The organism is Chloroflexota bacterium (assembly GCA_016235055.1).
Lineage (GTDB): Bacteria > Chloroflexota > Anaerolineae > JACRMK01 > JACRMK01 > JACRMK01.
In genome coordinates, this window is sequence record JACRMK010000046.1 from 79,082 (window position 1) to 93,078 (window position 13,997).

At 65.3% G+C, this 13,997-nt stretch carries 15 protein-coding genes; 3 read left to right on the forward strand and 12 right to left on the reverse strand.

What is annotated here, in order from left to right; translation table 11 throughout:
• Positions 1 to 26: 26 nt before the first annotated feature.
• Complete coding sequence (locus HZB53_10955; protein ID MBI5878160.1) at positions 27 to 1,259, reverse strand: HAMP domain-containing protein; 1,233 nt, start codon at positions 1,257 to 1,259, stop codon at positions 27 to 29.
• A complete protein-coding gene (locus tag HZB53_10960; GenBank protein ID MBI5878161.1) occupies positions 1,256 to 1,945 on the reverse strand; it encodes a response regulator transcription factor in 690 nt (229 codons plus the stop codon). The genes HZB53_10955 and HZB53_10960 overlap by 4 nt, the downstream gene beginning before the upstream one ends.
• 190 nt (positions 1,946 to 2,135) lie before the next feature.
• Between HZB53_10960 and HZB53_10965 the strand changes: the two genes are divergently transcribed.
• Complete coding sequence (locus tag HZB53_10965; protein ID MBI5878162.1) at positions 2,136 to 2,900, forward strand: redoxin domain-containing protein; 765 nt, start codon at positions 2,136 to 2,138, stop codon at positions 2,898 to 2,900.
• Between the two features lie 64 nt (positions 2,901 to 2,964).
• The gene (locus HZB53_10970) at positions 2,965 to 3,633 is read left to right on the forward strand and encodes a cytochrome C biogenesis protein (protein ID MBI5878163.1); all 669 of its coding nucleotides are present in this window, start codon (positions 2,965 to 2,967) and stop codon (positions 3,631 to 3,633) included.
• 249 nt (positions 3,634 to 3,882) lie between these two features.
• Here the strand turns inward: HZB53_10970 and HZB53_10975 are convergent, their stop codons facing one another.
• The 9 genes from HZB53_10975 to HZB53_11015 form a co-directional block, all read right to left on the reverse strand.
• Entirely contained in the window at positions 3,883 to 4,050 is a 168-nt protein-coding gene (locus tag HZB53_10975) for a twin-arginine translocation signal domain-containing protein (GenBank protein MBI5878164.1), read from the reverse strand.
• Positions 4,051 to 4,214: 164 nt separating this feature from the next.
• Entirely contained in the window at positions 4,215 to 5,159 is a 945-nt protein-coding gene (locus tag HZB53_10980; GenBank protein MBI5878165.1) for a type II secretion system F family protein, read from the reverse strand.
• A gap of 9 nt (positions 5,160 to 5,168) precedes the next feature.
• Positions 5,169 to 6,143: a type II secretion system F family protein gene (locus tag HZB53_10985; protein MBI5878166.1), complete on the reverse strand. Its 975-nt coding sequence runs from the start codon at positions 6,141 to 6,143 to the stop codon at positions 5,169 to 5,171.
• Positions 6,144 to 7,412, reverse strand: coding sequence for an AAA family ATPase (locus HZB53_10990; GenBank protein ID MBI5878167.1), 1,269 nt, complete (start codon positions 7,410 to 7,412; stop codon positions 6,144 to 6,146).
• 24 nt (positions 7,413 to 7,436) lie between these two features.
• Positions 7,437 to 7,829, reverse strand: a complete 393-nt coding sequence (locus HZB53_10995; GenBank protein MBI5878168.1) for a HEPN domain-containing protein — start codon at positions 7,827 to 7,829, stop codon at positions 7,437 to 7,439.
• Between the two features lie 51 nt (positions 7,830 to 7,880).
• Positions 7,881 to 8,654: a Flp pilus assembly protein CpaB gene (gene cpaB / locus HZB53_11000; protein ID MBI5878169.1), complete on the reverse strand. Its 774-nt coding sequence runs from the start codon at positions 8,652 to 8,654 to the stop codon at positions 7,881 to 7,883.
• 60 nt (positions 8,655 to 8,714) lie between these two features.
• Entirely contained in the window at positions 8,715 to 9,731 is a 1,017-nt protein-coding gene (locus HZB53_11005) for a hypothetical protein (GenBank protein MBI5878170.1), read from the reverse strand.
• Between the two features lie 72 nt (positions 9,732 to 9,803).
• Positions 9,804 to 10,232, reverse strand: a complete 429-nt coding sequence (locus HZB53_11010; GenBank protein ID MBI5878171.1) for a pilus assembly protein — start codon at positions 10,230 to 10,232, stop codon at positions 9,804 to 9,806.
• A gap of 3 nt (positions 10,233 to 10,235) precedes the next feature.
• Positions 10,236 to 10,673, reverse strand: a complete 438-nt coding sequence (locus HZB53_11015) for a pilus assembly protein (GenBank protein MBI5878172.1) — start codon at positions 10,671 to 10,673, stop codon at positions 10,236 to 10,238.
• Between the two features lie 531 nt (positions 10,674 to 11,204).
• Here HZB53_11015 and HZB53_11020 point away from each other — a divergent pair.
• Entirely contained in the window at positions 11,205 to 12,566 is a 1,362-nt protein-coding gene (locus HZB53_11020; protein ID MBI5878173.1) for a putative DNA binding domain-containing protein, read from the forward strand.
• Positions 12,567 to 12,858: 292 nt separating this feature from the next.
• Here HZB53_11020 and HZB53_11025 read toward each other — a convergent pair whose 3' ends face one another.
• Complete coding sequence (locus HZB53_11025; protein MBI5878174.1) at positions 12,859 to 13,884, reverse strand: phosphotransferase family protein; 1,026 nt, start codon at positions 13,882 to 13,884, stop codon at positions 12,859 to 12,861.
• Positions 13,885 to 13,997: the final 113 nt, after the last annotated feature.

Sequence of the window (13,997 nt, forward strand, 5' to 3'; positions counted from 1 at the left end):
AGTATTACCCGGCGCTGAATGGCCGCTTACGGCAGCGTAAAGCGGAACGTCGTCCCGGCACCCGGTTCGCTCGCGACGCTGATGTCGCCGCCGTGCGCCTGCACCAGCCCGCGCGCGATCGCCAGCCCCAGCCCGGAACCGCCGGTCGCGCGACTGCGCGACTTCTCGCCGCGGTAGAACTGCTCGAACACGCGCGCCAGATCCTCGGTGCGAATCCCCTCCCCGCTGTCGCTGATGCTCACGCCAACCTGGCCGCCCTCGCGTGCCGCCTGCACGACCACGCGCCCGCCGGCCGGCGTGTGCCGCAGGCCATTGCCGACCAGGTTGCTCAGCACGCGACCAATGCGTGCCGCGTCCATCGTGACCGGATCCACACCGGGCGCGACAGCCCCTTCCAGCACGACGCCCTGGCGAGCCGCCATGGCGGAAAAGCTTTCCAGCGTGTCGGACACCAGGTCGGCGAGCGAATTCGGCGCGCGGTCCAGCCGCAGGCCGCCCGCGTCGATCTGGGCCATCTGGAACAGGTCGTCAATCAGCGCCGACAGCGCGCGCACGTCGCGCTGCGCGCCTGCCAGGTACCGGCGCGCCGTCTGCGGATCGTCCACCACGTCGTCGGCCAGCGCCTCGACAACCGCACGGATCGACGCGAGCGGGGTCTGCAGATCATGGCCCACCCAGGCGATCAGGTCAGCGCGGAGCCGCGCGACCTCCTGCTGGCGCTCGGCCGCTTCCTGCAACTGCGCCGCCATGCGGTTGAAGGCGCGTGCCAGCGATGCCACCTCGTCGGTGCCGTGCGCCTCGACGCGCACGCCGAGCTCGCCCCCGGCCACCGCCTGCGCCGCGGACTCGACCTGCCGGATGCGGTCGGTCACAGCGCTGGATAGAAAATATCCGAGCGCCATCGCCATACCACCGGCAAAGACCAGCAGGATCGTCGCCAGCGCCAGATCATGCGCGCTGGCGAACATCAGGCGCGCAGTCAGCCATACATTGACGAACGTCAGCACGCTGGACAGGGCATGCCCGGCCAGCAGCGCCCATCGCAGCGTCGGCGCGTACGACAGCCAACCCAGCCGGTAGGCCGCAAAAGCCGCCGCGCCGGAAATGATCGCCGTCACGCCCAGGAACGCCGTCATCAGCCCGAGCTCGGCCGGCGGCGGCTGCATGACGAGCGTAAACAGCGCCAGCGCCGCCAGGGTGGCGATCAGGACGCCGGCGGCATAGCGCGCGGCCAGTGGTATGCGAGTGATAGCGCTCATGGTTCGAACTTGTACCCCACGCCCCACACGGTCAGCAGGCGGCGCGGATTGGAGGCGTCGGCCTCGATCTTTTCGCGCAGACGCCGCACGTGCACCGTCACCGTGCCTGGGTCGATGTATTCCGCGCCACCCCACACGCGCTCCAGCAGTTGATCGCGCGTGAACACCTGGCGCGGGTGTCGTGCGAACAGGTAGAGCATGTCAAACTCCCTGGCCGTGAGTATGGCCGGCGCGCCGGCAACCGTGACGCTGCGCGCACGTGGGTCCACGCACAGGTCGCCATGCTGGATGGCGCGCTCGCCGTCGGCGCCCTTGTCTCCGCCGGCGCGGCGCAGCACAGCGCGCACGCGACTGACCAGCTCTTGCGGGCTGAACGGCTTAACCATGTAGTCGTCGGCGCCCATCTCCAGTCCGGCAATGCGGTCAATCTCCTCGCGTCGCGCGGTGAGCATGATGATCGGCACGTCGCTCTGCTCGCGCAGCCAGCGGGTGAGCGTGTAGCCGTCCAGACCCGGCAGCATCAGATCGAGCACGAGCAGAGCGGGCAGGCGCTGCGACAGCCACGTACGCGCCGACAGACCGTCCGCCGCGATGTGAACGGTGTAGCCCGAGCGCCGGAGGTATAAGCCGATCACTTCAGCGATGCTCGGTTCATCTTCAACGACAAGGATTGTTTTCTCGGACATCGTTCGTGCCCCGCCTCACTGAATAATACACCGATTCCGGTCAAACTCATCACTTTGTTAAGAATCTTGTAATACTCCGGCAGGCTGCGCGTAATGAGGATGCGGTAGGATACGCACAGTTATCAATCCACCGTGCCGACGGCTTCCGCAAGTCAGGAACCCGTACCGGCCGCTTTTCAAGGAGCAAACCATGCGCAAAGAGATAGCAACCGTCGTGTTGGGATTAACAATGATACTCGCGGCTTGCGGGCCGACCCCCACACCCGCCGCCATGATGCAAGCCGCGATGCCAACGCCTGACGCAATGATGGCCAAGCCGACGCCCGATGCGATGATGGCCAAGCCGACGCCCGATGCCATGATGGCCAAGCCGACGCCCGACGCCATGATGGCGCGCCCAACACCCGACGCGATGATGGCGCACCCAACACCCGACGCCATGATGGCGCACCCAACACCCGACGCGATGATGGCGCATTCGACCCCGGATGCCATGATGCAAGCCCCGGCCTGGTTTGGCGCATCGCTGACCGATGTGCGCACCGGTCAGACGTTCTCGCTCAACGGCTTCAAAGGCAAGGTGGTGCTGGTCGAAACGATGGCGCAATGGTGTCCGAGTTGCCGCACGCAGCAGACGCAGGTGAAAGACCTGCGCGCGATGTTTGCCGGGCGCGATGATCTGGTGACGATCGCGCTCGACGTGGATCCGAATGAGCAGGCCGCCGACCTGAAGAAATACGTGCAGGCCAACGGCTTCGAAGGGTTCTACGGCATCGCGCCCGCCGCCGTGGCGCGCGAGATCGGCAATCTTTATGGCGCGCAATTCCTGAATCCGCCGTCCACGCCGATCCTGATTGTGGACCGCCACGGCCTGGCGCATCCCCTGCCGTTCGGCATCAAGAGCGCACGCGATCTGGCGAGCGCCATCGAGCCGTACCTCAAGGACGCCATGTAAGGCTGCACGGTTGCGGGCGGACGGCGCTCCAGGGAGCGCCGTCCGCCCCGGGAGGGACAGTTCTATGGAAACGATTCTGACCGCGATCGGCATTGGCCTGTTGGCGACGACCAGCCCGTGCGTGTTCCCGCTCTATCCCGGGTTTCTCGCCTATATCGGTGGGGGGCCAGTGGCGCCGAGCCGCGCCGGGCGCTACACGCTGGGCGTGTTCGTGTTGGCGGGCGTGCTGACCATGATGCTCGCACTGGGTGCGCTAATCGCGGCGCTATCCGTCTCGGTCGGCCGCGCGCTCTCCCTGCTCGTGCCGCTGGCCGACGGCCTGATCGTATTGCTGGGCGTGCTGTTGTTGCTGGGCGCCAACCCGTTCAAGGCGCTGCCGCAGGTACGTGTGCCGGCGCTGTCGCACCCCTTCGCCAACGCATTCGTCTATGGCTTGTTGTATGGACCGATCGCCCTGCCGTGCGCGGGTCCATTGCTGGTCGGCCTCTTCGCGTTTTCGCTGACCGCGACGGAGTTCGTCTCGAAACTGGGAGTCTTTCTGGGCTTCGGGTTCGGCTTCGGCTTGCCGTTGCTGGCGCTTTCGTTTCTGTCCGGCGCCGCCCAGCGCGTCATCACGCGCGCCTTCGCGCGTCATAGCCGGGCGATCAACCGCGCGAGCGGCAGCCTGTTGGTCGGCGTGGGAGCGTACGATCTCTGGTCGAACTGGACGCTGATCAGCGCGTACCTCGCCTGACTTGTGCGCACCGGTTCTTGAAGCGCAATACCGTTTCCCGGAGTAGACCAGGAGCTAGCGCAGCGTGCAGAACCATCGAGCAGGCAGAATGGAAATCGCCACCCGCGCTGTGCCATGCCTGGCGTCCGGCTTTTGCGGGAATGACGTACCGAGACCGTGCCGGTTCATTCTACAAGCCGCGCCAGGGGATGAAGTGGCTCAGCATCGCGCCAGTATGCGCCGTGATGATGGAGACGGATGGCGACTGCGTCAAAGCAAAACCGTATGCACGCGCCCGGGCGCGCCCGGCGGCCCGCAGGCCGCGATGGCCATACTGCCCGCCACGACGCCGGCGGCCATGATGAATGCGCGCCGCGAGAGGTACGCCGCCTTCGGCGTGACCTCGGATTCCGCGATGCGCGGATAGCGATTGTTCATATTTTTCCCTCCCCTGGATATACGCGCAGGCCGCCCTGGTCCATTGCCTCCGGCTGTGGCAGCGTGCTGTTCATCTTACCGCCCTTGCCCGAATTGCGTGAACGGCCGCCGGCAACAAAAAGCCCCGCGTAAGCGCGGGGCGTGTCTGGCTGACCCGCTGCGGGCTACCCGCCCGCGCAGATGCTCATGTTCGGATAGAACTGCTTGCAGATGCGCGGCACCGACGGGCCGAGGATCACCAGGCCCAGCGCCGGCAGCAGCATCAGCACCAGCACCACGCTCATCTTGACCGGCGCGCGCTGCGCCTCTTCCTCGGCGCGCTGGCGCCGCTGAATGCGCATCATGTCGGACTGCACGCGCAGCACCTTGGCGATATTCACACCCAATTGCTCGGCCTGCAGGATGGCCGCCACAAAGCTGGACAACTCCGGCAGGCCGGCGCGCGCCGCCATATCGCGCATCGCTTCGGAGCGCGTCTTGCCGATCTGCACCTCCACCAGCATCTGCGCCAGCCCGCGCGCCATCTCGTCGTCCCGCTCGCGCGCGACGCGCGCCATGGCCGCCTCCAGGCCAAGTCCGGCTTCCACGCTGACCGTGATCAGGTCAATCGCATCCGGCAGCGCGCGGCGAATCAAATGCTGGCGGGCGCGAATGCGGCTGTTCAGCCAGAGCACCGGCGCATAGAATCCCAGGCCAACCACCGCCAGGAAAACCAGGATCTGGTTGGCCAGCGGCAAATTGAGCACCCCGAAAAGCAGTAAGCCGAAGCCGCCGAATAGCGCCGCCAACACGACCCGCATCCCCAGGAAATCGGCCGGCGCCCAGCGAAACGGGTTGCCCGCCATATCGAGCTTGAGCCGGATCGCATCCAGGTTGACCTGCGGCATCAGGCGCAGCAGCAGTCGCGCCAGGTTGCGCAGTCCGGGCCGGATCACACGCTCATACAGCGGCTGGTCCAGATCCACCTCGTCCAGCGAGCGGACGCGGCGCCCGTAGTTTTCGAGGCGCGCCTGCACGCGATCGCGGCGCGTAGTTACCGCCAGGCCCGCGAAGACCAGAAAGATGCCGTAGGCCAGCGACAGCGCGATAATGACAATCTCGGTGGGCATGGGGTTGCGTCAAACCTCGATACTGATAATCCGGCGGATGACCAGCATGGCCGAGCCGACCAGCACCAGCACTGTGAAGAAGATCAGTTGCCCGCACAGCGAGTTGAAGAACTGTCCCATGTACGCGGGGCTGATGACAAAGAGCAGCACGGTCAGCAGGAACGGCATGGCGCCGACAAAATAGCCGGATGCCTGCTGCTGCGTGGTCAGGATGCGCACCTCACCCTTGATGCGGATGCGCTCGCGGATCGTGTGGTTGATCGTGTCGAGAATGAGCGAGAGGTTGCCGCCGACCTCGTGCTGGATCAGCAGCGCGGTGACCAGCAGGTCGAGGTCTTCATTGCGGATGCGATTGCGCATGTTTGAGATCGCCTGATCGAACGCCACGCCAAGGCCGATCTCGCGCACCACCCGGCCGAACTCCTCCGAGATCGGCGGCTGCAGTTCCCGCGACAACAACTCCATGGACTGCAAGAGGCTGTAGCCGGACCGCAGCGAGGTGGACATCAGGCTGATCGCGTCGGGCAGTTGCCCGCTGAAGGCGCTGCGCCGCTGGTACTGGCGGAACACCAGGTACCAGCGCGGGCCCAGGTAGCCCAGGATGGCGCACGGCAGCGCCACATACCACTGCTTGAAGATGAGGAGTCCCAGCGCAAACGCGAGCAGCACGCCGGTGACCATCACGACGATGAACTCGCCGGGCGTCAGCTTCAGGTCGGCCTGCGCCAGCTCCAGCTCCAGCGTGTGGCCGCGACCGCGGCGCGTCAACTGGCGGTCGATGTCGCGCGTCAGGCGCCCGCGCGCGCGCGCGCCGCCCGTCACGTGCCCGCCGACGACGCTGGCGCGCATCGCATAGTGTTCCATGCGGTCGTCCACGTCGTACGGGTTGCGCGATAGCGCGCGCGCCAGCCCGGCAAAGAACAGGACGATCCCCAGCATGGCGAGGCCGCCGACGACCAGCGCCGCAACGGGTAGCCCGCCCATCTAGCGTGCTCCGAACAGCCCGTGCTTCGGCCGGGAACCGGCCGCGCGCAACTCGGGCGCCATGTGCTGCGCCAGGTGTAACACCACCTGGCTGATCGGCGTTTTGGGACTGCTGATGACGAACGGCAGGCCGGACTGCACCGCCTCGACCGCCGTCTTGTCGTCGCGCTCGATCACGGCGACGATCGGCTGGCCGATGGCAGATTCGATCTCCTTGGGCGACACGCGTCCTTTGGGGTTATGCCGGTTCAGCACCAGCATCATCTTATTCGCCGGGTATTTGAGCAGTTCCGCAACCTCCAGGAACAGCCGCATGTTCTTGACGACATGCACCTCGCTGGTGGCGACCAGCACGATCCGGTCGGCATGGTCGAGGATCGTCAGCATCGTCTCGTCGAGCGCGCTGAATGTGTCCACGATCACATAGTCGAACTGGTCGCGCAGCGCGTTCAACACCTGGTCAACGGCATGCGGCGTCAGCGTGTCGGCAAGCTCCGGCGACGCCGGCGCCAGCAGGACCTTAACGCCGCTGTGGTGCGCGGCCAGCACGTCGGGCAACGCCGCCAGGTCCACCTTGCCGTTGGACGAGCAAATATCGGTGATCGTGCGCTGGGAGCGCAGGTTCATGTACACGCCCACGTCGCCGTAGCGCAGGCTGGCATCCATCAGCGCGACCCGTTCGATCCCGCCGGTTTGCAGCGCAATGGCCAGGTTAACCGCCAGCGTGGTGCGCCCGATGCCGCCGTTGGCGCTGTACACGGCAATGATTCGACCGTGCCGCGACGGCGGTGGCGGTGGCGGCGGAGCGATCGCGGCCAGGCGCGGCGCCGAGCCGGGTATCACGCTGCCGGGCGACAGCGGCATAGGGCCAGCCGACGGCGCAGCGTACGCGGTGCGCCGGATCCCTTCCAGCAGTTCTGCCGACTCAAACGGCCGGATGATAAACTCGCGCGCGCCAGCCAGCAGTACGCGCTGCAGATATTCCGCGCTCGCCAGCGACTTGGGAATCACCATCAAGATGCGCGTGGCGGGCAAGCGCTCGGCAATCGCCTGGCTAATCTGCAGACCATCGGCGCCCTGGCCGCCCACCACCGCCACCAGCACGACGTCGGGCATCTTCTGCTCGGCCGCAAACAACGCGTCGTGCAGCGAGGTCGCCGTACCCACAATCTGGATGGTAGACTCAAGGGACAGCAACTGCTCAAGCGCAGACAGCGTGTCCCGCTCGGCGTCGACTAACAGGAGTCGGATCGGTTGCGTTGAGTTCATAAAGAGCTATCGGACCGGTTGACGCTAGCGCGGCTTGCCCAATTGCGCCGCCACAAAACGGACAATGCTCAGCGCGTATTGATAATATTCCCCGGATTGCTCGATCGTCGGCGCCGCTTCAATATCAGCCGGGTAGACCGATTGCGTCGTAAACGGCACGAGCGCCGCCACCGGCCGCTCAAACTGGCGGAACGCCGCATCGACCGAGACACACAGCCCCAGCAGGTAGGTCAGGTTCTGGCGCAGCAAAAAGTGCTTGGCGCTCGCCACCAGATATGCCTTCAGGCTCTTTTCGATCGCCTGCTGGCAATGAAAGGCGTGGATCGCCGTCGGGAAGTCGTCGACGTGCTGCAGAATCTCCGCGGTTCTAAGGTCGGACTGCGCATAGCGCAGCCAGTCTTGAGCATTTTCAGCCACGGGTGCGTCTATCCTTTGTGTAGTGTGATGCAGAGCGTCCGTCGCGGCCGCTCACTTGACGAGCATGCCGTTGAAGCCGAAGCGAATATCCACGTATTCCACGACGATCGGCTGGGTCCGGAAGCGCTGGTGGTCGCCCGCCGCGCGCAGGACGAGATGCAGCCCCGATGACGTCTCGCGCAGGAACTTGAGCGTCAGCGCGTCCTGCGGCGTCAGCAGGAAGGTCACGTACGACTGCGCGCCCGCCTCAGCGCTCGCCGACCAGAGGCCGACCTTGAGCACCTCGACGTCCTGCAGCGCGATCTGGGTGATCTGCCGCCGGGTGACGCCGGTCGTGATGTTGCCGGTCGAGGCGACATCGTAGGACGCCAGCACGTCCACGTGGTCGCCTTCGCGCAGCGCCGATGCTACGCCGCTGACGGCGTCGATCGCGTATGCCATCGCCACCAGGCCGTTCGGGACAATGTATGAGGCCTGGCTGCCGGCGCCGCGGCGCGTCTCCTCGATCTCTTTGTCGATCAGCATGCCGGGCAGGATGACCTGCCCCTCGGCGATCTGCGTCGCCGCCAGCCGGTTGTACGCGTCGACCGGATCGGTCAGCGCGCCGCGCGGCACGGAGGCGGTTGGCCAGTCGGCCAGCCCGATCGTATCGGTTGTCACCGTCGCGCGCGGCGCAATCGCCCGGCGCGCCACGACGACTTTGGTCGTCTGCACTTCCACCTGCGCCCGATTGCGATCGGGGTTGAGAAAGACAAATGACGCGATGAGTGCGAGGCCGCCGAGCAGAATGCCCAGCAGGATCAGAACGCGCCCGCTTCGTTGCATACGATTCTCCGAATGGCCGGCGAAAGTCGCTTGCGCAGCGACGCTGCTGCGCGCCGCCGGCTAGTTGGTCAGATTGACGCTCTTAACGCCCGACACACCACCACAGTTGGTTATACAGATCTCGCCCGGCATGATGTAATGCTGGAAATAGCCCATTACCGTCTTCGGATTGCCGGTCATGTTTACCACGCTTACCACGAGGCGCGCGAAGCCCACGACGTGGTACATCTTATGGCCCTGCTCCGAATTCGCTGTGTCGTAGAATAATACCGTCACCGACATCCCCTGATGCGCTACGATGGCGTCGCGAATGTTCTGCGTATTGCCCAGGCCGGTGTCGCCGTCCAGGCAATCGCCGATGGACAGCATCGTCTTCGATGTCGCCTGATTCTGATCGCACTCGCCGCCTGAATACAGATAGGTCATGTACGGGCTGGCGGACTGACCGTTCAGCCAATTCAGCGTGTCGGTCGAATTGTTGTTGCCGCCATTAAAGTCGACCCACCCGAACGTGCCCGGCTGGTAGTTGGTGCCGTTGTCGTTGAACAGCGTATACACCTGACCATAGGACAATGGCGAGGTGATCGACGGCGTGTGCACAACCATCGGCCACAGCGGCGCATTGGTCATTCCGATCGGCCCGGCGCACGCCGTGGCTTGCGCGGACGTGTTCATCGCGTTGAATCCGACGATGCCCATGAAGTAGGTGCCAAAGGTCACGTAGGTTGTGACCCGCACGCAGTTGTCGCTGGCCGACGGGTTGGTCGTTTTGACATCGTTGTTGCTGGGCAGGAAGACACCTTCCCAGTTGTCGGCGCGATTGCCGAAACCGCCGCCGCCCACCGTGTACGACTGAACCTGTCCTTCGATAATCGAGCGCGCCATCGCGTTACCCAGTGCATACGCGCCTGCCATGGAACCCGAATCGGCGGCGTTCTGCATCATGCGCCGCCGCTCGAAAACCTGCGCACCATCCAGCGCCAGACCCACGAACGCGACCAGCGCAACCGCCATCAGCGCCACCAGCACAACGGCTTGCCCGCGCCGGCGACGGTCCTTCAAATGTAGGCCGTTCATGGGACCATCTCCTTCTGCATCAGACCGCTCCCCCTTAGGCCTCGAAAGCCCTGGGACCTTCCGCCCTCACCGTTAATTGCACGTGCTATTATTGTTCGTACGGCCAATCCGCATGGTCGCCGTCGCCGCCAGCGGCAAACTCGGAATAAACGACACGATCGGCGAGAACGTGTAACTGGTGCCCACCTGGATCCGATTGCCAAACGAGCAGTAGCTGCTGCCGGTGGCGCCGGCATCGTTCAAGCAGGTGACCGTAACGTCGCTGGATGTCATACCCACCGCGACGACGCGCTGCAAAGCGACCTGCGTGACGCATGCCGTATTCTGGTTAACTATCCCGTAGCGCGCGCCTTCTTCCGCCGCGCTCAGGACGGTGTTGTAATAGAAATAGGCGCGCGAGAACTCCAGAATGCCGAACACGATCAGAAACAGCAGGGAAGCGATCGCTGCAAACTCAACCAGCGATTGCCCGGCCTGCCGCATGCGCGCGACAATGCTCATCACCTAATTCCCGGTCGTCAAAACCATCATGTCAGCCTGCCCCATCAGCGGAATCGTCGAGAAGCCGATGATGCCGGCGAAATACGGGGTCAGACTGTAGGCGACCGCGACGCGCACCGGGCAACCTGCGGCGGCAGAGCCGCCGGCGCACGTGATTGTTCCGCTGAGCGCTGGATAGCTGACCGTCACATCGCCGCACGCCACCGTCAGTGTGCCGGACAGCGATTCCTGCACACGCGAGCAGACCGTCGCCGACGTTCCATCCGGCAGCGCAGCATAATATGCGCCCTCGCGCGCCGCGTTGGTCAGCGCGATGTAGATACGAAACGCGTTGGCGAAGTCAACCACGCCGGCCAGCAGGAGGATGAGGAACGGCAACACGAGCGCGAACTCGATCACGCTCTGCGCCCGGCTGTTTTTGCGGTGCAATACTCCGACCATATCACCCCATACTCCCTTAACCATATTATAACATTATAACGGCATAGCGGGAGCGCAACAATAGCCCATACGGCACAAAAGTCGCTGAACTGTGCCATCCGGCCAGCCGGCCAGCGCGGTGCCGTCAGGCTCTGCCGGGGTGGAAGGCGCCAATCCCCTCGCCTGCGACGCCGTTGGGTGAGCCTGCCGAACCCCGTCGCGGGAGAGGGTTTGGGAGCGGGCCAATCCGACTCTGAAAAGACCCAGACCCGATAAGCAGGGTGCATTTCACTTCTGGGGCGGCTAATGGGCCAACAAGCCGTCATGCCGTTGCCCGCTGGCCCCTTGCCAGCGGGCGCTTGACGGTCAGCGGCGAGAAGCCGCTGACCAGCGCGGGCATCCAGAGGTGTTGCCCCTGGACTCCCGCTTTCGCGGGAGTGACGATGTGGAGGGCTGACTGGTTATGCGCCGAATCTCGCCCCTAATCTGAAATACACCCGATAAGAACATTTGTTTCATTGGTGGTTCATCCTGTGGTATTATAATGATGCCATGCCCCAGCCGATCCATTTTGAGAAAGGCGCGACGCAGACCGTCGCCTTTGTGCCCGGCGCCGACGCGACCGCCATCGCCGAGACGATGGTCGCCTTCGCCAATGCCGAGGGCGGCAGCCTGTTCATCGGCATGAGCGCCGACGGCCGCATCCACGACCTGTCCGGCGAGGATGTCGACGCCTCCGTCACGCGCGCGCAGTCGCTCTGCCGCCCGCCGGTGCGCTCCGAGTGGCAGCGCGTCGAGACGCCGGCCGGCTTCGCCATCGGCATCACCATCGCGCGCAGCCCCGAATTGCACTCGCTGGCCGACGGCCGCGTGCTGATCCGCGCCGGCGCGGAGAACCGGCCGCTGGCCGGCTCCGAGATCCGCCAACTGGCGGCGACCAAGGGCAGCGGCGATTTCGAAGCGGAACTGGTGCCTGCCGCGCGCCGCGCCGATCTCAGCGACGCCCTCATCAAGGAGTACATCGCCAAGCGCGAGGAGAAGCAGCGCCGTCGCTTTGCCCAGCCCGCCGACGAGATCCTGCGCGACGCCGCGTTCACCGACGAGCACGGCAACCCGACCGTGGCCGGATTGCTGCTGCTCGGGCACAACCCGCAAGCGCTCCTGCCGCAGAGCGGGCTCGTCTTCGTGCGCTTCCCCGGCACCCAGCCGACCTCCGGCGAGAAAGCCGGTTACGGCCGCCGCGAGGAGATCGGCGGCCCCCTGCCGCGCCTGACCGAAGAGGCGTGGGACTTGATTCACCAGGAGATGCGCGTCGGCGCCGTCGTCACCGGCCTGCGCCGGCAGGAGACGACCGAGTACCCGCCGTTCGCCGTGCGCGAGGCGCTGATCAACGCCGTGGCGCACCGCGACTACCGGCTGGGCGGTCGGCGCATCGAGGTGCGCATGTTCGACGACCGGCTGGAGATCATCAGCCCCGGCGGGCTGGCCGGCTACATCACCGTGGACAACATTGTCGAGGAGCACTTCTCGCGCAACCCGCGCATCGTGCACGGCCTGTTCCAGTGGGGCTACATCGAGGAGCTCGGGCTCGGCGTGGACAAGATGATCGACGACATGCTGGCCGCCGGGCACCCGCCGCCCAAGTTCAAGCCCGCGCCGTACTCGTTCACCGTGATCCTGTCGAACCAGAAACAGCGCGCGCCGATGCCGACCTGGCAGAAGAACATCAGCGAGCGCCAGAAGCGCGCCGTGCAGTACGTGCAGGAGAACGGGCGCATCACCAATCGCGAGTACCAGCAACTGTGCCCCGACGTCAGCGCCGAGACGCTGCGCATCGATCTGGCCGACCTGGTCGACAAGGGCCTGCTGATCCGCATCGGCGACAAGAAGGGCACCTATTACATGCTGAAATGATGCGGGTGCGTAGGGGCGCGTTGCACGCGTCCCGCAACGGGGCACATGCAATGTGCCCCTACGTTATCCGCAGGTGGCAGATGTCGTTCTGCGAAACGATCATCCGCTGCCCGCCCAGCACCTCCGCCGCATAGACTCATCCACGAAGGGACACGAAGGAACACCAAGAACACCTTTATCCGCGAATAACGCGAATGAACGCGAATAGAGCCCACAAACTCCAGAACTGATTGGCCTCGATTCGCGTTATTCGCGGATCGCTTTTTATTTGTGTTCCTTCGTGGACGGTGTGTTAGATCATCGCGCGCGCGCGGCGGGCGAGGGCCGGCACGCCGGTATCCAGCATCGCGAAGAACGGGTCGTCGGTCGTGCCGAGCTGATGGCGCTTATAGCTGCCTTCCAGCAGGATCGCCAGCTTCCAGATCGCCAGCACGATGTAGAAATTGAGGTTGGCGACCTTGCGGCCGCTCAGTTCCTCGTAGCGCGCGGCGACCTCCGCGCGGCCCGGGAAGCCGCCCGAGGCCGTTACATCGCCCATGTCGTCGGGCAGCGGCGTTGTTGGCGCCTCGCCCGGCTCGCGCCAGAACGACAGCAGGTAGCCCAGGTCGGCCAGCGGATCGCCGAGCGTGGACATCTCCCAGTCGAGCACCGCCAGCAGCTTGACCGGCGGCCGGCTGGCGTAGATCGCGTTGTCGAGCCGGAAGTCGCCGTGCACGATCGTCGCGGCAGGCGATTCCGGGATGTGGCCTTGCAGCCACGCGCTCACGGCGTCGAGGTCGGGCAGGTCGCGGGTACGCGCGCCGTCCAGTTGGCCGACCCAGCGCTTGACCTGCCGCGCGATGTAGCCATCGGGCTTGCCCAGCGTGCCGAGGCCGGCCGCCGTGTAGTCCACCGTGTGCAGGGCAACCAGCGCGCGAATCAACTCATCGGCGAGCGCGGCGCGTTCCGCCGGGCCGCTCAGAGCTGCCGGCAGCTTGTTGCGCACGACCGCGCCCTCGATGCGCTGCATCAGGTAGAACGGCGCGCCGATGACCGCCGTGTCTTCGCACAACAGGATCGGTTGCGGGACCGGAAAGTGCGCCGCCGTCAGCCCCGCGATGACGCGGTACTCGCGCGCCACGTCGTGCGCGGTCGGCAGGTACGGCGGGCGCGGCGGGCGGCGCAGGACGTACTGCTCCGCGCCGCGCGAGACGAAGAACGTCAGGTTCGAGTGTCCCGCATCGATCCGTTCCGCGCGGACCGGCGCCTCGCTCGGCGACAGCGCGCGGTCGAGGTACGCTTGCAGGTTCGCTTCATCCACGAGCGGGGGCAGGGTCATGGCTGGTCATCCTCACAACACAATGGGTCGATGCGGACGCAAGCCATTATAGCACGGCCGAATGAGCGCGGCGCTAGTTTGCTTCTGCGCGTTATCGCGGTTGCAGCTGGAGT